The organism is Streptomyces sp. NPDC051109, assembly GCF_044455885.1.
Lineage (GTDB): Bacteria > Actinomycetota > Actinomycetes > Streptomycetales > Streptomycetaceae > Streptomyces.
Genome location: NZ_JBITFF010000004.1, coordinates 495,400 through 515,026 on the forward strand (window position 1 = coordinate 495,400; position 19,627 = coordinate 515,026).

The window sequence follows — 19,627 nt, forward strand, 5'->3', positions numbered from 1 at the left end:
TTCGGTAGTCGGAAAACGCCCTCAGGATACGACTTGGCGGGACGGCGCCGGGTGACGGCGGCGGTCCCCCTTCGGACTCCCGCCCGCCGACCGGATTCCGTCCACGCCGCGCCCCTGCGCGCCGCGGGACCGGCCGGGGCCCACGCGGCCGCCCACCCGGATAGGTGAAAGCCGCGGCCGCCCCCGCCGCCCCGGGCGCATGCTTGCGGAGGGTATCCGCGGACCGTAGAAGTCCCCTACCAAGTTACCGCCCGGTACCGCTCCGGGCCCGGACTTCTCGGGGACGACCGCCATGACCAGGACCAGGAACACCACCCGGCCCCCCGGCCGCCACGACCAGCGCCGCCCCCACCCCGCCGCCCGCGCCCCGCGCGGCCCGCACGACTGGTTCGCGGAACGGCTGCTGGCGGTGGTCAGCGGCCAGCGCCCCGTCCACTCGCTGCTGGGCCACACCGTCGGCCCGGCGTACGACCAGTTGGTCACCCTGGCCCCCTCGGCCCCGCTCCGCGACCGGCTGCGCCCGGTCCTGCGCCAGTGCGGCCGCTTCCACCCCGGCCCGGGCGTGATCGAGGCCTTCGCCCGCATCGCGACGGGCGACCGCGTCTCGGCGATGGCCTTCCGCCTGGAGCAGGGCCCGGACCTCCGCTGGCGCTGCGCGGCCATCGAAATGGACCCCCTCGCGTGACCGCGAAAAGCCGCCGGGCCGGACACCGTGCATGGTGTCCGGCCCGGCAGGGGTGCCCGTACGGGCAGGGGTCACTTCTTGCGGCGGCGGCCGCCCGCCGCCTTCTGGGCCTTGCGGCGCTCGGCGCGCGTCATGCCGTCGCCCGCCTCGTCGGCGTCGAAGTCGCCCTCGACGACGCCGCCCTCCCCGTCCACCGTCGGGGCCGAGAAGTGCAGCCGGTCCGGCCGCTGCGGGGCGTCCAGGCCCTTGGCACGGATCTCCGGACGCACACCGGCCGGCTCCTTGGTCAGCGAAGGCGCCGCGTCCTGCACCGGAACCTCCTCGACCTGCTGCTCGACCTGGACCTCCAGGTTGAACAGGTAGCCGACGGACTCCTCCTTGATGCCCTCCATCATGGCGTTGAACATGTCGAAGCCCTCGCGCTGGTACTCGACCAGCGGGTCCTTCTGGGCCATCGCCCGCAGGCCGATGCCCTCCTGCAGGTAGTCCATCTCGTACAGGTGCTCGCGCCACTTGCGGTCCAGGACCGACAGGACCACGCGCCGCTCCAGCTCGCGCATGATGTCGGAGCCCAGCGCCTTCTCGCGCGCCTCGTACTGCTCGTGGATGTCGTCCTTGACGGACTCCGCGATGAACTCGGCGGTGATGCCCGCACGGTCGCCCGCCGCGTCCTCCAGCTCGGCGACGGTGACCTTGATCGGGTAGAGCTGCTTGAAGGCGCTCCACAGCCGGTCCAGGTCCCACTCCTCCGCGAAGCCCTCGACCGTCTCGGCCGCGATGTACGCGTCGATCGTGTCGTCCATGAAGAAGCGCACCTGCTCGTGCAGGTCCTCGCCCTCCAGGACGCGGCGGCGCTCGCCGTAGATGACCTCGCGCTGGCTGTTGAGGACCTCGTCGTACTTCAGGACGTTCTTGCGCGTCTCGAAGTTCTGGGTCTCGACCTGCGACTGGGCCGACGCGATCGCGCGCGTCACCATCTTGTTCTCGATCGGCACGTCGTCCGGCACGTTCGCCATCGACATGACGCGCTCCACCATCTGCGCCTTGAACAGGCGCATCAGGTCGTCGCCCAGCGACAGGTAGAACCGGGACTCGCCCGGGTCGCCCTGACGGCCGGAGCGGCCGCGCAGCTGGTTGTCGATACGGCGCGACTCGTGCCGCTCGGTGCCCAGCACGTACAGGCCGCCGAGCGACTTGACCTCTTCGAACTCGGCCTTCACGGCCGCCTCGGCGCGCTCCAGCGCGGCGGGCAGCGCCTGCGCCCACTCCTCGATGTGCTCTTCCGGGTCCAGGCCCCGCTGGCGCAGCTCCGCCTCGGCGAGGTCGTCCGGGTTGCCGCCGAGCTTGATGTCGGTACCGCGGCCGGCCATGTTCGTGGCGACCGTGACGGCGCCGCGGCGGCCGGCCTGGGCGACGATCGAGGCCTCGCGCTCGTGCTGCTTCGCGTTGAGCACCTCGTGCGGGACGCCCCGCTTGGAGAGCTGCTGCGAGAGGTACTCGGACTTCTCGACCGAGGTGGTGCCGACCAGGATCGGCTGCCCCTTCTCGTGCTTCTCCGCGATGTCGTCGACGACGGCGGCGAACTTCGCGACCTCGGTCCGGTAGATCAGGTCCGGCTGGTCCTTGCGGACCATGTCGCGGTTGGTGGGGATCGGGACGACACCCAGCTTGTAGATCTGGTGGAACTCGGCGGCCTCGGTCATGGCCGTACCGGTCATGCCCGACAGCTTCGAGTAGAGGCGGAAGAAGTTCTGGAGGGTGATCGTGGCGAGGGTCTGGTTCTCGTCCTTGATGTCCACCCCCTCCTTCGCCTCGATCGCCTGGTGCATGCCCTCGTTGTAGCGGCGGCCGGCGAGGATACGGCCGGTGTGCTCGTCGACGATCATGACTTCGCCGTCGATGACGACGTAGTCCTTGTCCTTCTTGAACAGTTCCTTCGCCTTGATGGCGTTGTTCAGGTAGCCGACGAGCGGGGTGTTCACCGACTCGTAGAGGTTCTCGATGCCGAGCCAGTCCTCGACCTTGGCGACACCGGCCTCGTGGATGCCGACGGTGCGCTTCTTCTCGTCGACCTCGTAGTCGCCGGTCTCCTCGATGCCCTTGAGCGGCTGGCCCGCCTCGCCCTTGGTGAGGCGGGTGACCAGCTTCGCGAAGTCGGCGTACCACTTGGTGGCCTGGTCGGCCGGGCCGGAGATGATCAGCGGGGTACGGGCCTCGTCGACCAGGATCGAGTCGACCTCGTCGACCACGGCGAAGTTGTGGCCGCGCTGGACGAGCTCGTCCTGCGACCACGCCATGTTGTCGCGCAGGTAGTCGAAGCCGAACTCGTTGTTCGTGCCGTACGTGATGTCCGCGTTGTACTGCTCGCGGCGCTGCGCCGGCGACATGTTCGCCAGGATGCAGCCGACCTCCAGGCCGAGGAACTTGTGCACCCGGCCCATCAGCTCGGAGTCGCGCTCGGCGAGGTAGTCGTTCACCGTGATCAGGTGGACGCCCTTGCCGGACAGCGCGTTCAGGTACGCGGGGAGCGTGCCGACGAGGGTCTTGCCCTCACCGGTCTTCATCTCGGCGACGTAGCCGAGGTGCAGCGCGGCACCGCCCATGATCTGGACGTCGTAGTGCCGCTGGCCGAGGACGCGCTTGGCGGCCTCGCGGACGGTCGCGAACGCCTCGGGCAGCAGGTCGTCCAGGCTCTCGCCGTCCTGGTAGCGCTGCTTGTACTCGTCCGTGAGCGCCCGCAACTCGGCGTCGGAGAGGTTGACGAAGTCCTCTTCGATGGAGTTGACCTGGTCCGCGATGCGGTGCAGTTTGCGCAGGATCTTGCCTTCGCCTGCACGCATGAGCTTGTTGAAGACGGACACCGAGGTTTGTCTCCTTGCCGGTCGGGCCTGGCACTGGTTCGTACACGGGCACGGAGGGTGGGCCCCACCGCAACGGCCATCGTAAGCGAGGACGCGGCCGCGCCGGGAGGCCCGCCGCATCCCGCAGGGCACGGGCGCCCTGAATGAGAACGTACGAGGTACCTGGAAGGTGCCGGGGTCCTCGACACGTCTTGCCCGAAAACTGCTCGCCCGACCCGCCCCGGCCGCGCAGAATCCGTACATGGAGCCCACGACACTGAACACGGCCCGACTGCACCTGCGCCCCTTCGTCCCTGCGGACGAGGAGGAGGTGTACACCGCGGTGCAGGACCCGGAGATACAGCGCTGGACGATGGTCCCCTCCCCCTACTCGCGCGAGCACGCGCGCGGCTTCGTCCTGGAGACCGTCCCCGCCGGCTGGCGCGAGGACACGGCGTACAGCTTCGCCGTCCGCCTCGGGGCGGACGGTCCGCTGGTCGCGGCCGTCGGGGTGCACGTGCGCGGGCAGGGCTCGTACGAGATCGGCTACTGGGCGGCGAAGGAGCACCGGGGCCGCGGCTACATGGCCGAGGCCGTCGCCGCCGTCTCCCGCTGGGCCTTCACCGAGGTGGGCGCCGTACGGCTGGAATGGCGCGCGGAGGTCGGGAACACGGGCTCCCGGGCCGTCGCGGAGAAGACCGGCTTCCGCTTCGAGGGCGTGCTGCGGGCCGCGGTGCTCCGGGGCGGCACCGCGCGGGACTCCTGGGTGGGCGCCCTGCTGCCCGCGGACCTCGGCCTGACCCCCTCGCTGCCGTACCTGCCCGCTGTCAGAGACACCCCCTAGGCTGCGGCCATGACCCTCGCAGCCTCCGTGTCCCTGTCCGCCGACGACGCGCGCCGGATCGCCCTGCGCGCGCAGGGCTTCCTCGGGTCGCCCGACCGCCGGGGTGGGGTGCGGGGCGTGCTGCGCCACCTGGGCGCCGTCCAGCTGGACACGATCTCCGTGCTGGCCCGCTCGCACGAGCTGATCCCGTACGCGCGCCTGGGCGCGGTGGGCCGGCCCGCGGTGGAGTCGGCCTACTGGTCCGGGCAGCACGCCTTCGAGTACTGGTCGCACGCGGCCTGCATCCTGCCGATCGAGGAGTGGCCCCACTTCGCGTTCCGGCGCCGGGCCCGGCGGGCCCGCGGCCACCGGTGGCACGTCCTCCAGGACAAGGAGCGCTCGACGCAGGCGGTCCTGGACCGCCTCAAGGCGGACGGCCCGCTGACCTCGACCGAGCTGGGCGGCGCCAAGAACGGCGGCGAGTGGTTCGAGTGGTCCGAGACCAAGATCGCGGTGGAGTGGCTGCTGGACACCGGCGAGGTGGTCTGCACCGAGCGCCGCGGCTGGAAGCGGGTCTACGACCTGCCGGAGCGGGCCGTCCCGGACGCACTGCTCCACGACGACCTGGACGACCGCGAGTGCCTGCGCCGCCTGGTGGCGCTGGCCGGGCAGAGCCTGGGCGTGGGCACCCGCGCCGACATCGCGGACTACCACCGCCTCAAGGGCGAGCAGGTCGACGCGGTGATCGCCGACTCGGGGCTGGTCCCCGTCGAGGTCGAGGGCTGGTCCAAGCCGGCCTGGGCCGACCCCGCCGCACTGGCGGCGGCCCCCCGCGGCCGCCACCGCACCACCCTGCTCTCCCCGTTCGACTCGCTCGTCTGGGACCGGCCGCGCACGGAGCGGATCTTCGGATTCACGCACCGGCTGGAGGCGTACGTCCCCAAGCCCAAGCGGATACACGGGTACTTCGCGATGCCGCTGCTGGCGGGCGGACGGCTCCAGGGCCGGGTCGACCCGGCCCGCGAGGGCACCACCCTGGTGGCCCGGCAGCTGTCCCTGACCACCCTCAAGGCGGCCCGCCCGATGGCCGAGGCGCTGCGCGAGGCGGCCGGCTGGGTCGGCTGCGACGCCGTCCGGGTCGAGCGCGCGGGCTCACCCGAGCAGGCGGCCGCGGTCACGGCGGAACTGGCCGCCCTCTGAGACCCGCAACCGGAAGCCGGCCTCGGCGGAGGGCGGCCGCCCTCGGCGGCCCTCGTCGGCCTCGGCGGGCCTGAGCGGGCTCGGCGGGCCTCAGCGGATTTCGAGGATCTTCTCCCGCATCGCGTAGACCACGGCCTCCATCCTGGAGTGCAGCTGGAGCTTCTCCAGGATGTTGCGGACGTGGTTCTTCACGGTGTTCTCGGAGATGAACAACTCCTTCGCGATGTCGCGGTTGTTCATGCCCGTCGCCACCAGCTTGAGCACTTCGAGCTCGCGGTCCGTCAGCCTCGGCGCCGGCACCAGCCGCCGCTCGTCCGTCCGCTGGATCATCGACTTGAACTCGGTCAGGAGTTTCGACGCCATCGACGGGCTGATCTGCGACTGCCCGTCGGCCACGGCGCGGATCGCCGTCGCCACCTCGTCGGTGGAGATCTCCTTCAGGAGGTACCCGGTGGCGCCCGCCTTGATCGCGTCGTAGAGGTCCGCCTCCTCGTCGCTGATCGTCAACATGATGATCTTCGCGGAGGGGGCCACCTCCTTGATCGAGGTGCACGCCTCGATCCCGCCGCGCCGGGGCATCCGCACGTCCATGAGCACGATGTCCGGCAGCAGGTCCGCCGCCTTGTCCACCGCCTCCGCGCCGTCCCCCGCCTCACCGACGACCTGGATGTCCTCCTCCTGCGCGAGGACGATCTCCAGCCCGCGCCGGAACAGGGCGTGGTCGTCGACGACGAGCACCCGGATCGGCTCGCCGCCGTCATCACCGCGCACCGGCCCGAAGCTGTCCGCCATCGTTCCTCCCCCTGCATGTACCGAGCTGCCGGGTCAACCGGACGGGAACTCCAGCCGGTTGACTGCCCGCCATGATTCCATGCCCGCGCCACCCGGCGGGGAGCCCGCGACGGCCACCTGACGCATACGAGACATACAGGGGCCCCCGGGGACGCCGCGGCGACCCCGGGGGCACTTCACCGAAAATCAGGACGCGGCGTCAGCCGCCGAGCGCCCCGCCCGCGCCCGAACCGGGCTCGCCCGAGCTGGAGGCCTCGTCGGCATTGAGGTGGATCACGCCGTAGTCATAGCCGTGGCGCCGGTAGACGACGCTCGGCATCTTCGTGTCGGAGTCGACGAACAGGTAGAAGTCGTGGCCGACCAGTTCCATTTCGTACAGTGCCTGGTCGAGCGGCATGGGCGCCGCGGAGTGCGTCTTCTCGCGGACGATGAGCGGGCCTTCGCCCTGTACTTCCAGCGATCCGATCCGGGTGGTCGGGATCGCGTCCCCCGGCTCCTCCGTGACCGGCTGGCCGCTGCCGTTGAGCCGGGCCACGCCGGGAACGACGTCGGCGACCTCGGCCGCCGAGAGCCGGCCGTTGCCACGGCGCGTGTAGCGCTTGTCGTGCTGCTTGCGCAGCTGCGCTTCCAGCTTCTCCTGTGCCAGGTCGAGCGCCGCGTACGGGTCGGTGGCGGCGGCTTCGGCGCGGACCACGGGGCCCCGCGAACGCAGGGTGATCTCCACGCGGTCGGAACGGTCGGCCTGGCGCGGGTTGTGCTCCTTGGACACCTCGACGTCCAAGCTGATCACCTTGGCGTCGAGCTTCTGGATCCGCTCGGGATTCAGCTTCTCGGCCACGTGCTTGCGGAACCGCTCGGGCACCTCGGTCTTGCGGCCCTTGACGACGATGTCCACGCAGAACTCCGTTCCCGGATAGCTCCGCCTCAGGGGCGAAGCGTCTCCCTTTCGCACCAGGCCCCGGTGAACACCGGAGCCACGGACTTGGCGACATTCACCTCCCGATCCGGTGCGTGTGGCCAGGACTCGCCAGTTCCTTACAACCGAACATATCCCTCCATGCCGGTTGTCGGCACCCGCTACCGGACCGTACCTCCGTTCAGGTGGCTGTTCTCTCTTACTACCTGCAACGATGCGCCTTCCCCGAGAGTTCCAAATCTATTCACAAGAGCGTTGCTCTGTACGGGTTGTCGACCGATTTCGTACGAAGGATCCTGCCGGTGCGGCGACGACGGCCGCCCCCGCCACCGGACCGATCGACGCCGCCCGCAGCGCCCGGGCCGCCTCCGCGAGTGTGGCCCCGGTGGTGATCAAGTCGTCCACCAGCACGATCCGTGCGGTGGCCGGAAACCCCGTCGCGCCCCCGCGGCACACCCCCAGCGCCCCCGTGAGGTTCTCCCACCGCTCCCGGGCCCCCAGGCCCGCTTGATCGGCCACCGGCCGGACATGGCGCAGTACGGACGCCACCCGGGCGCACGCACCGGCCCGCCGCAGCAGCGCCGCGGCCGCCAGGGCGGTCCTGCGCGCCGGATCGTGCCCCCGCGCCCGCACCTGCCGCCGCGCCGAGGGCACGGGTACGAGGACCAGCTCCTCCCCCGCCGCCACGGAGGCCGCACCCGCGCCGACGGCCCTCCCCACGGCCGCCGCCAGGGCTGCGCCGAGCGGCCCGGCCAGCGGCAGCGCCCCGCGCTCCTTGTGGGCCAGTACGACCTCCCGTACGGCGCCCTCGTACGCGGCGGCCGCATAGACCGCGGGCAGTCCCGCGGGGCTGGGAGACGGCCGCACACGGCCCGCCGCGGCCCCGCTCAGCGTCTGCGCGCAGGCGGGGCACAGCAGCACCCCGGCAGCCCCGCAGCCGCCGCAGCCGGCCGGCAGGACCAGCCCGGCGAGCTCCTGCCACCACCCCCGCATCCGTCCACTGTGCCGGGCCGTCCGCTCGCCCCGCCACCCCTGTGGACAACGTCCCGCGGGCCGCGAGAATGACGCCGAAAGCCCGCCGCGATCACGGGGGAACCACGGCGGAAGAGCAGCTCAGCCGGGGTAGACCGGGGCCCGGCCGCCCGGCGCCACCGTGCGCCACTGCGCCCCCGGCGGCAGCCACACGATGCCGTCCTCGTCCGAGTGCGCGACCACCGGCTTCTTCTCGTCCTCCGTCGCCGCGACCGCGTCCAGCCCCGTCGCGCCGGGCAGGCTCGCCGCGACCATCGACCCGTCGGCCAGCATGTACCGGGCCTGCACGACCCCGCCGTTCTCCCGGCCCACCACCAGCAGCCGGCCGCGCGGCGCCCAGCTCAGCGCCGTCACGCTGGCCATCTGCGGGGCCGCCGGACGCAGCTCGCGCACCGACACCGCCACGGCGTCGCCCTTGCCCTCGGGCCGCTCGATCCGCCCGATGTACAGGTTCTTGCTGTTGCCCGACTGCACCAGCAGCGCGATCCGCACCCCGTCCGGCGAGGCCTTCAGCCCGATGATCCGCCCGCCGTCGAGCCCGGCCACGTCGATCTTCTGCGGGATACCGGTCCCGCCCGGCACCCGGTACAGCGCCGGATTCTGCGGATCCTGGTCCGCGATCCACAGGTCGCCCGCCGCGTCCCAGCTCGGCGCTCCCAGCCCGTTCGGCTTGGCGCCCTTGCCGGTCAGCGCCGGCTGCGGCATGGGCCCGGCCGTCGTCAGGTTCACCAGGTACAGCCCGTGCCCGTCCTCGGAGACCACCGCCGCACGCTTCTCGTCGTACGAGACGGCCGCGGAGCCGACCTTGAACCCGGGATTCCCCGCGCTGGGGGACAGCGGCCCCGGCACCTGCTCCGGCCGGTACTGCTGGTCCTCACTGGTGACGTCGAGCTTCATCCGGACGAACCGGCTCTCGCTGTCGACGTAGTACTGGTACTCGGGGACCGGCGGCCGGTGGGCGATCGTCGCCGCGGCCACCTCGGTCACCGAGCACAGCGAGGACCGGTCCGAGCGCAGCAGCTCGACCCGCGCCATCCGCGAAGACGTCAGATCCTGCACGGTGTACATGAGTTGCGCGGCCATCCTCTCGCACTGCGGCTGCGCGACGTTGTCGACCTTGTCGTTGAGCGGCACCTTCAGCACGTTCTGCCCGTCGTACGCGAGGGACTTGGTGCCCTCCCGCAGTTCGGTACCGGTCGGGAAGCTCGAAGTGACCACGGGCCCAAGCCACTTGGACGGACCGGCCAGCAGCGACTGCACGGTCTGCGTGGTGGGGTCCATCCGCGAGTCGGGATCGCTGCGCTGGCGCACGTACACGGGGTCCGCGACGAGGCTGCCGCCCGCGAAGTAGTACTTGTTGACCGGCATGTAGATGCGCTGGAAGTCGGACTCGCTGAGCACGAGGCCGCTCGGCGGCGTCGCGATCCGCCACTGCTTGTTCTCCTGGACCAGCTGGAGGTACTCCTCGTAGCGCCGGCCCGGCGGCTCCGGCTGGTACGCGCTGCGCTCGTCCACCGTCGCGAGCTTCTTGCCGGTCATCTTCCAGCGGGGGCCCGGAGCGTCCTTCTCGTTGCCCACGGAGAACCGGTCGATGCCCGCGGAGAGCACGGTGACGGCGGAACCGGGCTTCCAGTTCTTCGCCGCCTCCTCGGTGAGGTACTTGCGGGCGGTCTGCAGCTGCGGGTCGTCGCTGGTCATGGCCTCCAGGAAGCCGTCGACGATGTCCGCCGGACCGGCCTTGTCGGCCGGCGGCACCCCGAAGACCCGCACCTGCGAATCGACGCCCTGCGAGGCCTTCACCTCGCGGATCTCGCCGTGGTCGGGCATGGAGGCGCAGCCCGCCAGCAGCAGCCCGGCCGCGCCGAAGGCGTACGCCCGCACCGTCCGCCACCGGCGGCGGCCGTCCCTGCGCACCCGTGCGGGCTCAGCGTCCACCTGCGCCATCCTCCTGTGCTGCTGCTGTCTGCTCGGCTTCCGCACCGGTGTCGCCGGCGCGCTCCGACACCGCCTGGTCGGCGGCCGCCTGGTCGGGGTCGGCCGGGCGGGCCACGACGCGGGACCCGTTGCCCGGCAGGGCCGTCGGGTCCGCGGGCACCGGCAGCGCACCGGCGACCGCCGACCGCGGCGGAATCGGCGACCGGTCGCCCCGGCCGGGGCCCTGCTGCGCCTTCGGGGACGCCTTCGAGCCCGCCGCGTCGGCCGCGGCCCTGGCCCGGTTGGCCCGGGAGTCCTCCGGCTCCAGCGGGATCGGGGATCCGCGCAGCGGCTCGTCCGCGGTCCGCGGCAGGGTCAGCCGGAACTGCGAACCGCCGCCCGGCTCGCCCCACGCCTGGAGCCAGCCGCCGTGCAGCCGCGCGTCCTCGACGGCGATGGACAGGCCCAGGCCCGTACCGCCCGTCGTACGCGCCCGCGCCGGATCGGCCCGCCAGAAGCGGTTGAAGACGCGGGTGGCCTCGCCGGGCTTGAGCCCGACCCCGTAGTCCCGGACGGCCACCGCGACGGCCCCGCCCGCCGAAGCGAGCCGGACCACCACGTCGCGGCCCTCGCCGTGCTCCACGGCGTTGACGACGAGGTTGCGCAGCACCCGCTCCACGCGCCGGGAGTCGGCCTCGGCTATGACGGGCTGGGTGTCGCCCAGCACCCGGATCCGGGTGCCCTTGTGCTCGGCGAGCGGCTCGGCGCCGTCGATGACCCGGCGCACGACGTCCCGCAGGTCGATCGGCTCCGCCTCCAGGGCCGCCGCCCCCGCGTCGAACCGGCTGATCTCCAGCAGGTCCGCAAGAAGCGACTCGAAGCGGTCGAGCTGCCCGGCGAGCAGCTCGGCGGAGCGGGCGGTGATCGGGTCGAAGTCGACCCGGGCGTCGTGGATGACATCGGCTGCCATCCGTACGGTCGTCAGCGGCGTGCGCAGCTCGTGCGAGACGTCGGAGACGAACCGGCGCTGCATCCGCGACAGGTCCTCCAGCTGCTGGATCTTGAGCTGGAGGTTCTGCGCCATCTTGTTGAAGGCCTCGCCCAGACGGGCGATGTCGTCCTCGCCGGTGACCTTCATCCGCTCCTGGAGCCGCCCGGCCGAGAGCCGCTCGGCGATCCCGGCGGCCATCCGCACGGGCGTCACGACCTGCCGTACCACGAGCCAGGCGATCGCGCCGAGGAGCACGACCACGAACACGCCCGCGGTGGCGATGGTGACCTTGATGAGGTTGAGGGACTCCTCCTCCTGAGTGAGGGGGAAGAGGTAGTACAGGTCGTACGGGTCCCCGTTGATGTCGGTGAGCCGCTTGCCCACGACCAGCGCGGGCTCGGGCGCCTTGTCCCCGGACCCGGCCGTGTACCGGATCTGCGAGAAGGTCTTGAAGGTCCCGGTCGCGTGGTTGACGTCCCGGCGCAGTGCCGCGGGAACGCTCGCCGTCGGGTCCACGTTCCCCGAGGCCCGGGCGCCCTTGACGCCCGAGACGAACGGCCCGCTCGGCTGTCCGCCCGCATCGGGGCCGGCGCCGAGCGCGACCACCTCGAACGCGGTCTGGCCGCCACTGGCGAGCTGCTTGACCAGCGAGTTCATCCAGGTACTGGCGTCCCGGCCGACCTTGTTGTCGGAGGCGTCGGGCCCGTCGACCGCCGAGGGCGCGTTGGCCTTCTCCTGCGCGACGGCGAACCCGCCCGCGGCCTGGCTCTGCGCGGCCTCCTCCTTGGCGTCGAGGAGCCCCTTGCTGACCTGGGCGATCACCACGAACCCCAGCGCGAGGACCACGGCCAGCGACATCAGCAGCGTCGCGGCGACCACGCGCAGCTGGATGTTGCGCCGCCACAACCGGACAGCCGGAAGCAGCGGGCGTCGTACGAGGCGTACGAACAACCGCAGCACGGGACCGCCCGGCGCTCCGTCGGCCATCTGACGGAGCTGCCGGCCTCCCCGCAGGACTCCTCGGCGAGAGCCGCTGCGGGGCTTGCCGGGCGGCACGTCAGCTCGGTCCGGCCTTGTAGCCGACACCGCGCACCGTCACGACGATCTCGGGGCGCTCCGGGTCCTTCTCGACCTTGGAGCGCAACCGCTGCACATGCACGTTGACCAGGCGGGTGTCCGCCGCGTGCCGGTAGCCCCAGACCTGCTCCAGCAGCACCTCACGGGTGAACACCTGCCAGGGCTTGCGCGCGAGCGCGACCAGCAGGTCGAACTCGAGCGGGGTCAGGGCGATCGAGGCGCCGTCGCGTTTGACCGAGTGCCCGGCCACGTCGATGACCAGGTCACCGATGGCCAGCTGCTCGGGCGCGGGCTCCTCCGACCGGCGCAGGCGGGCCCGGATACGGGCCACCAGCTCCTTCGGCTTGAACGGCTTGACGATGTAGTCGTCGGCCCCGGACTCCAGGCCCACGACGACGTCCACCGTGTCGCTCTTCGCGGTGAGCATGACGATCGGCACGCCGGATTCGGCCCGGATCAGCCTGCAGACCTCTATGCCGTCCCGTCCGGGCAGCATGAGGTCGAGCAGCACGAGATCCGGCTTCGCCTCGCGGAAGGCAGCCAGTGCCTTGTCGCCGTCCGCTACGAACGACGGCTCAAAACCTTCTCCACGCAGCACAATGCCGAGCATCTCGGCCAGCGCGGTGTCGTCGTCGACGACAAGGACTCGTCCCTTCATGCTTGACATCATCCCATTAGCTAATCGTTACCTGGCGGTGAGCTGTCCCACAGCCAAAAGGGCTGGAAATCGCCCCTCGGACCTGCGTGGAGATCAGGGCGACCAGTCTGCCCCGGATCCGGGCGACAATTGAAGGCGCGGGCTGCCGGAGATCCGGGGGGACGGCCGGTCCGCTCAACGTTCCCACGTGGCACGATGGCAGCCGACCAGCGCCCCCGCCCCGCAGTGCACGTGAAGGAGCGACGATGAACGACTCTCCGGGCTGGGCCGTGCCCGGACCCTCCCCGTCCGACGGCGAGCGGCCGGGCGCACACGACGGCCAGGACGGCACCGAGGGCGCGCAGCAGCCGCCCGCCGGCGGGCCGAAGTGGTCCGCCGAGCAGCCGCCGCCCGGCGACTGGTCCAGCCCCGGCACCCCCCAGGCACCCCAGACCCCGCAGCCGCCGCGACAGCAGCCGCAGCCGGGCACGGGCTGGGGATCGTACGCAGGCCCCCAGGGCGGCCAGGGCGGCGGCCGGTACGCCCATCCCGGCGGCCCCGGCCAGTGGGGCAAGCCCCCGGCCGCCAAGCCCGGAGTGATCCCGCTGCGCCCCCTGGACCTGGGCGAGATCCTCGACGGCGCCGTCGCCACCATGCGCAGCCACTGGCGCTCGGTCCTGCCGATCACCCTGGTCGTGGCCACCGTCGTCCAGGTCATCAGCGTGCTCGTGCAGAAGTACACGCTCTCCGACCTGCCCGTCACCTCCAACGACGAACCGAGCCTGCGCGAGCTCGTCGACACCCTCGGCAGCACCATGCTCGCCCTGGTCGCGAACGGGTTCATCCAGCTCATCGGCACCATCGTGGCCACCGCCATGCTCACGATGATCTTTAGCCGGGCCGTACTCGGCCACAGCTCCACCATCGGCACCGCCTGGCGCGAGGCCCGCCCCCAGCTGCTCCGCCTGCTCGGGCTGACCCTCCTGCTCGGCATCGGCGGCGCCCTCCTCGTCGGCGTGCTGATCCTGCCCGGCATCGCCCTGCGCAGCGTCGGCCTCGGCCTCCTCGGCGGCTTCGCCGCCCTCCCGCTCCTCCTCTGGCTCGGGATCAAGTTCAGCCTGGCCTCGCCCGCGCTGATGCTGGAGAAGAGCAGCGTGGCCACCTCGCTGCGCCGCTCCTCGCGGCTCGTCCAGGGCTCGTGGTGGCGCATCTTCGGCATCACCGCCCTGACCGGCCTCATCACCACCTTCGTCGCGGCCGTCATCGTCTGGCCGCTGACCGCCGTCGGCCTCGCGATCGGCCTCGCCGACGCGGGACCGACCGCCCTGGAGAACGGCACCGCCGCCACCGGCTGGGCCCCGCTCATCCTCTCGGCGGTCGGCGCCGTCATCGCGCAGACCATCACCATGCCGATCCAGTCGGGCGTCACCGTCCTCCTGTACGTCGACCAGCGCATCCGCCGCGAGGCCCTCGACCTGGAGCTCGCCCGGGCGGCGGGCCTGGAGGACTACGGCTCGGACCCGGCCGCACCGCCGACCGGAGGCTGATGCACCGATGATGAGTACGGGGGGCCTCATCACGCGCTCCGCGGCGCTCCTGCCGACCGCGGAGAAACCACCGGTGACGACGCCGCGCGACCCCGCCCGCGAGGCGGCCGAACGCGAGCTGTCGAAGCCGCTCTACCACCAGGACGACCCGGGCCTGCTCCAGCGCGCCCTGGACCGCTTCTGGGAGTGGGTCGGCAACCTCTTCGACCACGCCTCGGGAGCCACCCCGGGCGGCACCCTGGGCCTGGTGGCGATCGCCGCCCTGGTCGTCCTCGGCGTCGCCGCCCTGTGGTGGCGGCTCGGCTCCCCCCGCCGCACCGCCACCGGCACGGCCGGGGTCTTCGACGACGCCTTGCGCAGCGCCGCCGACCACCGCACCGCAGCCGACGCGCACGCCGCCGCCGGCCGCTGGACCGAAGCCGTCCAGGAGCGCATGCGGGCCGTCGTCCGCTCCCTGGAGGAGCGCACCCTGCTCGACCCCCGCCCCGGCCGCACCGCCGACGAGGCGGCCGCCGAAGCCGCCGCCGCACTGCCGGACCACGCCGAAGCCCTCCGCTCCGCGGCCCGCACCTTCGACGACGTCACGTACGGCTCCCGCCCCGCCACCGCCGAGATGTACGCCCACCTGCGCACCCTGGACCTCACCCTGACCCACGCGAAGCCCCTCCTGACGGGCCCCCGGTCATGAGCGCCCCCACCCCGGCCCCCACCCCGGCCCCGACCGCCGCCCAGGCCACCGGCACGCCCCGCACGACACCCCGCGCCGCGTGGCGGCGGGGGCGGGGCTTCCTGATCTGCCTCGGCATCCTGCTCGTCGCCGCCGTCACGCTCGCCGCCCTCGCGTCCGGCAGCCGGCACGGCCGGCTCGACCCCCGCTCCGCCGACCCGGACGGCAGCCGGGCCGTCGCCGAGCTGCTCCAGGCCCGCGGAGTCACCACCCGCGTCGTCACCACCGCCCGCGAGGCCGCCGCCGCGGCCGGCCCCGGCACCACCCTGCTGGTCACCGGCCCGGACCGGCTCGGCGAGACCCAGCGCCGCGCCATCCGCTCCGCCATCGACCTCTCCGGCGGCCGCACCGTCCTGCTCGCCCCCAGCAGCATCAGCCTCCCCGACCTGGCCCCCGCCGCCCGCACCGAGGGCACCGCCTTCGAGCAGATCCTCGACCCCGGCTGCCCCCTGCCCGCCGCCGTCTCCGCCGGCCGCGCCTCCACCGGCGGCGACCACCGCTACACCACCGACGGAGCCACCGGCACGGCCTGCTACCGCAGCGACGGCCACCCCACCCTCCTCGTGCTGCCCTCCGGCACCCCCGGCGGCGACACCGTTCTCCTCGGCTCCGAGACGATCCTCCTCAACAAGAGGCTCGCCTCCGAAGGCAACGCCTCCCTCGCCCTCCAACTCCTCGGCTCCCGCCCCGACCTCGTCTGGTACCTGCCCTCCCTCGCCGAGGTCCAGGACGACGGCCCCGCCCAGGAGCAGAGCTTCCTCGACCTCCTCCCCCGCGGCTGTAGCTGGGCCCTCCTCCAGCTCTTCGCCGCCGCCGTCCTCGCCGCCCTCTGGCGCGCCCGCCGGCTCGGCCCCCTGGTCACCGAGCAACTGCCCGTCGCCATCCGCGCCTCCGAGACCACCGAGGGCCGGGCCCGCCTCTACCGCAAGGCCGGCGCCCGCGACCGCGCCGCCACCGTCCTGCGCGCCGCGGCACGCGAACGCCTGGCCGCCCTGGTCGGCGTACCGCCCACCCAGGCCCACGACCCCGCGGCCCTGCTCTCCGCCGTGTCCTCCCGCCTGACGGAGGGCCACCCGGACCTGAGCGGCCTCCTCTTCGGCACCACACCCACCACCGACGCGGCGCTCGTCGCGCTCGCCGACCACCTCGACGCCCTCGAAAGAGAGGTCCGCACCTCATGACGGCCACCACGGACAGCGCCCGCTCCTCCCTGGAAGCGATCCGCACCGAGATCGGAAAGGCCGTCGTCGGCCAGGACTCGGCCGTCACCGGTCTCGTCGTCGCCCTCCTGTGCCGCGGCCACGTCCTCCTCGAAGGCGTACCCGGCGTCGCCAAGACCCTGCTCGTACGGGCCCTCGCCGCCTCCCTCGAACTCGACACCAAGCGGGTCCAGTTCACCCCGGACCTGATGCCCAGCGACGTCACCGGCTCGCTCGTCTACGACGCCCGCACCGCGGAGTTCTCCTTCCAGAACGGCCCGGTCTTCACCAACCTCCTCCTCGCGGACGAGATCAACCGGACCCCGCCCAAGACCCAGTCCTCCCTCCTCGAAGCCATGGAGGAGCGCCAGGTCACCGTCGACGGCATGCCGCGCAAGCTGCCCGAGCCGTTCCTCGTGGCCGCCACCATGAACCCCGTCGAGTACGAGGGCACCTACCCCCTCCCCGAGGCCCAGCTCGACCGCTTCCTCCTCAAGCTCACCGTGCCGCTGCCCTCCCGCGAGGACGAGATCGGCGTCCTGACCCGGCACGCCGCGGGCTTCAACCCCCGCGACCTCCAGGCCGCGGGCCTGCGCCCGGTGGCCGGCCCGGCCGAGCTCGAAGCCGCCCGCGAGGCCGTCGCCAAGGTGTCCGTCTCCCCGGAGATCGCCGGGTACGTCGTCGACGTGTGCCGCGCCACCCGCGAGTCCCCCTCCCTCACCCTCGGCGTCTCCCCGCGCGGCGCGACCGCCCTGCTGGCCACCGCCCGCGCCTGGGCCTGGCTCACCGGCCGCGGCTACGTCACCCCCGACGACGTCAAGGCCCTCGCCCTGCCGACCCTGCGCCACCGCGTCCAGCTCCGCCCGGAGGCCGAGATGGAAGGGGTCACGGCCGACGCCGTCATCACCGCGATCCTGTCCCACGTCCCCGTCCCGCGCTGATGGCCCTCACCGGACGCGCCGCCCTGCTGGCGGCCCTCGGCAGCATCCCCGTCGGCATCCTCGAACCGAGCTGGACGGGGATGCTCGCCGTCAACGGCACCCTCGCCCTGGCCTGCGCCGTCGACTACGCCCTCGCGGCTCCGGTCCGCGGACTCACCCTCGCCCGCTCGGGCGACACCTCCGTGCGCCTCGGGGAGCCCGCCGAGGTCCACCTCACCGTCACCAACCCGGGCACCCGCCCGCTGCGCGCCCGCGTCCGCGACGCCTGGCCGCCCAGCAGCTGGCTCCCGGGCACCGAGACCGACGCCTCCCGGCACACCCTGGCGATCCCGGCCGGCGAACGCCGCCGGATCACCACCCGGCTGCTGCCCACCCGCCGCGGAGACCGGCGGGCCGACCGCGTGACGGTCCGCTCGTACGGGCCGCTCGGCCTGCTCGCCCGCCAGGGCACCCACACCGTCCCCTGGACGGTCCGGGTCCTGCCGCCCTTCACCAGCCGCAAGCACCTCCCCTCGCGCCTGGCCCGTCTGCGCGAACTGGACGGCCGCACGAGCGTTCTGACCCGCGGAGAGGGCACCGAGTTCGACAGCCTCCGCGATTACGTCCCCGGCGACGACACCCGCTCGATCGACTGGCGGGCCACCGCCCGCCAGCACAAGGTCGCCGTCCGCACCTGGCGCCCGGAACGCGACCGGCACATCCTGATCTGCCTGGACACCGGCCGCACTTCGGCGGGCCGCGTCGGCGACGCACCCCGCCTGGACTCGGCGATGGACGCGGCCCTGCTGCTGGCCGCCCTCGCCTCCCGCGCCGGCGACCGCGTGGACCTGCTGGCCCACGACCGCCGCACCCGCGCCCAGGTCCAGGGCCGCTCGGCCGGCGACGTGCTCCCCGCCTTCGTCAACGCCATGGCGACGCTGGAACCGGAGCTCGTCGAAACCGATGCCAGGACGCTGGTCTCCACCATCTTGCGCACCGCCCCCCGCCAATCGCTGGTGGTCCTTCTGACAGGCCTGGACGCCGCCCCGACAGAGGAAGGCCTGCTCCCGCTCCTCCCCCGCCTCACGCAGCGCCACACCGTCCTGCTGGCCTCGGTGGCGGACCCCCGCGTCGAGGAGATGACGGGGTCCCGCGGCACCCTCGACGCGGTCTACGAGGCGGCGGCCGGCACCCAGTCGCAGGCCACCCGCCGCCGTACCGCGGACCAGCTGTCCCGCCACGGAGTCCACGTGGTCGACGCCACCCCGGACTCCTTGGCCCCGGCCCTGGCCGACGCCTACCTGTCCCTGAAGGCCGCCGGCCGCCTCTAGGGGGTGTCCGACTGGCTACGCTGGTGGGGCACCCACCAGGAGGACCACCATGGCCGACTTCACCCCCGAGCAGATGCGCCGCATGCACGACTTCGCGGAGCAGCTCGCGGAGCTGGCCGAGCACCAGGAAGACCAGTGGAAGGTTCAGACCACCGACGGTCAGATCTTCCTCACGATGATGAGCCCGACGGCTCCGCATGGGCTCAACGTGGTGCGGCTGCGCCGCCAGATCGAGGCCCAGACACCCGAGGTCATGGCCCTCAACGACACGAACATGGGCGACCCGGTGACCGGCCTGACCAAAATCCCCGACCTCATGGTTCTCGCGGAGGAAGACACGGACGACACGGCAAAGGTCGTCAACTCCCGCGATGTCCTGATGGTGGTGGAGGTCGTCTCCCGCACGAATTCCCACACCGACATCCGCGACAAGCTGCACGACTACCCGCGGATGGGAGTCCCTCTTTACGTCGTCGTCGACCCCCGCAAGGAAAAGAAGACCGTCACAGTGCACAGCGAGCCCTCGGAGGGGCCCGACGGCATCCGCTACCGCAAGAAGGTCCCGTACGCCTTCGGCGACACCGTCACCGTCGGCCGCTGGACGCTCGACACCACCAGCCTCAAGAGCTACCCCGCCGACTGGTGAGGAGGGCGGAACCTCTTACGTGCGCGCCAAACGGGCCCAGAACGCAGAAAAGCCCCGTACCGGATACCCGGTACGGGGCTTTCTACAATGATTGTTCGGCGGCGTCCTACTCTCCCACAGGGTCCCCCCTGCAGTACCATCGGCGCTGAAAGGCTTAGCTTCCGGGTTCGGAATGTAACCGGGCGTTTCCCTAACGCTATGACCACCGAAACACTATGAAATTTGAACGCTGGCTATATCACAGCTGTTCGTTATTTCAGAACTAACACAGTGGACGCGAGCAACTGAGGACAAGCCCTCGGCCTATTAGTACCAGTCAGCTCCACCCGTTACCGGGCTTCCACATCTGG

The 19,627-nt window shown here is 72.2% G+C and carries 16 protein-coding genes and 1 rRNA gene; 9 read left to right on the forward strand and 8 right to left on the reverse strand.

The window, feature by feature from the left end; all coding sequences use genetic code 11:
* Positions 1–292 precede the first annotated feature (292 nt).
* Positions 293–685, forward strand: coding sequence for an Rv3235 family protein (locus ACIBAD_RS11045; protein ID WP_134075690.1), 393 nt, complete (start codon positions 293–295; stop codon positions 683–685).
* Between the two features lie 71 nt (positions 686–756).
* Here the strand turns inward: ACIBAD_RS11045 and secA are convergent, their stop codons facing one another.
* The gene (gene secA / locus ACIBAD_RS11050; RefSeq protein WP_134075691.1) at positions 757–3,546 is read right to left on the reverse strand and encodes a preprotein translocase subunit SecA; all 2,790 of its coding nucleotides are present in this window, start codon (positions 3,544–3,546) and stop codon (positions 757–759) included.
* A gap of 241 nt (positions 3,547–3,787) precedes the next feature.
* On the opposite strand from secA, the gene ACIBAD_RS11055 reads away from it, so the two are divergent.
* Together ACIBAD_RS11055 and ACIBAD_RS11060 are read left to right on the forward strand one after the other, a co-directional pair.
* Positions 3,788–4,369, forward strand: a complete 582-nt coding sequence (locus tag ACIBAD_RS11055; protein WP_134075692.1) for a GNAT family N-acetyltransferase — start codon at positions 3,788–3,790, stop codon at positions 4,367–4,369.
* A 9-nt stretch (positions 4,370–4,378) separates the two neighbouring features.
* The gene (locus tag ACIBAD_RS11060) at positions 4,379–5,548 is read left to right on the forward strand and encodes a winged helix-turn-helix domain-containing protein (RefSeq protein WP_398905899.1); all 1,170 of its coding nucleotides are present in this window, start codon (positions 4,379–4,381) and stop codon (positions 5,546–5,548) included.
* A gap of 90 nt (positions 5,549–5,638) precedes the next feature.
* Here the strand turns inward: ACIBAD_RS11060 and ACIBAD_RS11065 are convergent, their stop codons facing one another.
* The 6 genes from ACIBAD_RS11065 to mtrA form a co-directional block, all read right to left on the reverse strand.
* Positions 5,639–6,340 carry a response regulator transcription factor gene (locus ACIBAD_RS11065; protein ID WP_030161389.1) on the reverse strand — a complete coding sequence of 234 codons (702 nt, stop codon included), beginning with the start codon at positions 6,338–6,340 and terminating at the stop codon, positions 5,639–5,641.
* A gap of 199 nt (positions 6,341–6,539) precedes the next feature.
* Positions 6,540–7,235, reverse strand: coding sequence for a ribosome hibernation-promoting factor, HPF/YfiA family (gene hpf / locus ACIBAD_RS11070; RefSeq protein ID WP_398905902.1), 696 nt, complete (start codon positions 7,233–7,235; stop codon positions 6,540–6,542).
* A gap of 261 nt (positions 7,236–7,496) precedes the next feature.
* On the reverse strand, positions 7,497–8,249 hold the full coding sequence (locus tag ACIBAD_RS11075) for a phosphoribosyltransferase family protein (protein ID WP_134075694.1): 753 nt from the start codon (positions 8,247–8,249) through the stop codon (positions 7,497–7,499).
* A gap of 120 nt (positions 8,250–8,369) precedes the next feature.
* Positions 8,370–10,223 (reverse strand): LpqB family beta-propeller domain-containing protein, encoded by a 1,854-nt coding sequence (locus tag ACIBAD_RS11080; RefSeq protein WP_398905904.1) that lies wholly within the window; start codon positions 10,221–10,223, stop codon positions 8,370–8,372.
* A complete protein-coding gene (mtrB, locus tag ACIBAD_RS11085) occupies positions 10,213–12,153 on the reverse strand; it encodes an MtrAB system histidine kinase MtrB (RefSeq protein WP_134075950.1) in 1,941 nt (646 codons plus the stop codon). The genes ACIBAD_RS11080 and mtrB overlap by 11 nt, the downstream gene beginning before the upstream one ends.
* Positions 12,154–12,250: 97 nt before the next feature.
* Positions 12,251–12,940: a two-component system response regulator MtrA gene (mtrA, locus tag ACIBAD_RS11090; protein ID WP_189973359.1), complete on the reverse strand. Its 690-nt coding sequence runs from the start codon at positions 12,938–12,940 to the stop codon at positions 12,251–12,253.
* Between the two features lie 233 nt (positions 12,941–13,173).
* Between mtrA and ACIBAD_RS11095 the strand changes: the two genes are divergently transcribed.
* The 6 genes from ACIBAD_RS11095 to ACIBAD_RS11120 are packed head-to-tail and all read left to right on the forward strand — an operon-like array spanning position 13,174 to position 19,277.
* Positions 13,174–14,454, forward strand: a complete 1,281-nt coding sequence (locus ACIBAD_RS11095) for a hypothetical protein (RefSeq protein WP_398905907.1) — start codon at positions 13,174–13,176, stop codon at positions 14,452–14,454.
* A 7-nt stretch (positions 14,455–14,461) separates the two neighbouring features.
* Positions 14,462–15,142: a DUF4129 domain-containing protein gene (locus ACIBAD_RS11100; protein WP_398905909.1), complete on the forward strand. Its 681-nt coding sequence runs from the start codon at positions 14,462–14,464 to the stop codon at positions 15,140–15,142.
* Entirely contained in the window at positions 15,139–16,362 is a 1,224-nt protein-coding gene (locus tag ACIBAD_RS11105) for a DUF4350 domain-containing protein (protein WP_398905911.1), read from the forward strand. The genes ACIBAD_RS11100 and ACIBAD_RS11105 overlap by 4 nt, the downstream gene beginning before the upstream one ends.
* Positions 16,359–17,321 carry an AAA family ATPase gene (locus tag ACIBAD_RS11110; RefSeq protein WP_398905913.1) on the forward strand — a complete coding sequence of 321 codons (963 nt, stop codon included), beginning with the start codon at positions 16,359–16,361 and terminating at the stop codon, positions 17,319–17,321. The genes ACIBAD_RS11105 and ACIBAD_RS11110 overlap by 4 nt, the downstream gene beginning before the upstream one ends.
* Positions 17,321–18,631: a DUF58 domain-containing protein gene (locus ACIBAD_RS11115; RefSeq protein ID WP_398905915.1), complete on the forward strand. Its 1,311-nt coding sequence runs from the start codon at positions 17,321–17,323 to the stop codon at positions 18,629–18,631. The genes ACIBAD_RS11110 and ACIBAD_RS11115 overlap by 1 nt, the downstream gene beginning before the upstream one ends.
* A 49-nt stretch (positions 18,632–18,680) precedes the next feature.
* Entirely contained in the window at positions 18,681–19,277 is a 597-nt protein-coding gene (locus ACIBAD_RS11120; protein ID WP_134075700.1) for a Uma2 family endonuclease, read from the forward strand.
* A gap of 93 nt (positions 19,278–19,370) precedes the next feature.
* Here the strand turns inward: ACIBAD_RS11120 and rrf are convergent.
* Positions 19,371–19,487, reverse strand: a 5S ribosomal RNA gene (gene rrf / locus ACIBAD_RS11125).
* Positions 19,488–19,627: the final 140 nt, after the last annotated feature.

Coding starts and splice junctions, on each gene's coding strand:
- ACIBAD_RS11045 (WP_134075690.1), top strand. CDS start 293: ATGACCAGGACCAGGAACACCACCCGGCCCCCCGGCCGCCACGACCAG.
- ACIBAD_RS11055 (WP_134075692.1), top strand. CDS start 3,788: ATGGAGCCCACGACACTGAACACGGCCCGACTGCACCTGCGCCCCTTC.
- ACIBAD_RS11060 (WP_398905899.1), top strand. CDS start 4,379: ATGACCCTCGCAGCCTCCGTGTCCCTGTCCGCCGACGACGCGCGCCGG.
- ACIBAD_RS11065 (WP_030161389.1), bottom strand. CDS start 6,340: ATGGCGGACAGCTTCGGGCCGGTGCGCGGTGATGACGGCGGCGAGCCG.
- ACIBAD_RS11075 (WP_134075694.1), bottom strand. CDS start 8,249: ATGCGGGGGTGGTGGCAGGAGCTCGCCGGGCTGGTCCTGCCGGCCGGC.
- mtrA (WP_189973359.1), bottom strand. CDS start 12,940: ATGATGTCAAGCATGAAGGGACGAGTCCTTGTCGTCGACGACGACACC.
- ACIBAD_RS11095 (WP_398905907.1), top strand. CDS start 13,174: ATGAACGACTCTCCGGGCTGGGCCGTGCCCGGACCCTCCCCGTCCGAC.
- ACIBAD_RS11100 (WP_398905909.1), top strand. CDS start 14,462: ATGATGAGTACGGGGGGCCTCATCACGCGCTCCGCGGCGCTCCTGCCG.
- ACIBAD_RS11105 (WP_398905911.1), top strand. CDS start 15,139: ATGAGCGCCCCCACCCCGGCCCCCACCCCGGCCCCGACCGCCGCCCAG.
- ACIBAD_RS11110 (WP_398905913.1), top strand. CDS start 16,359: ATGACGGCCACCACGGACAGCGCCCGCTCCTCCCTGGAAGCGATCCGC.
- ACIBAD_RS11115 (WP_398905915.1), top strand. CDS start 17,321: ATGGCCCTCACCGGACGCGCCGCCCTGCTGGCGGCCCTCGGCAGCATC.
- ACIBAD_RS11120 (WP_134075700.1), top strand. CDS start 18,681: ATGGCCGACTTCACCCCCGAGCAGATGCGCCGCATGCACGACTTCGCG.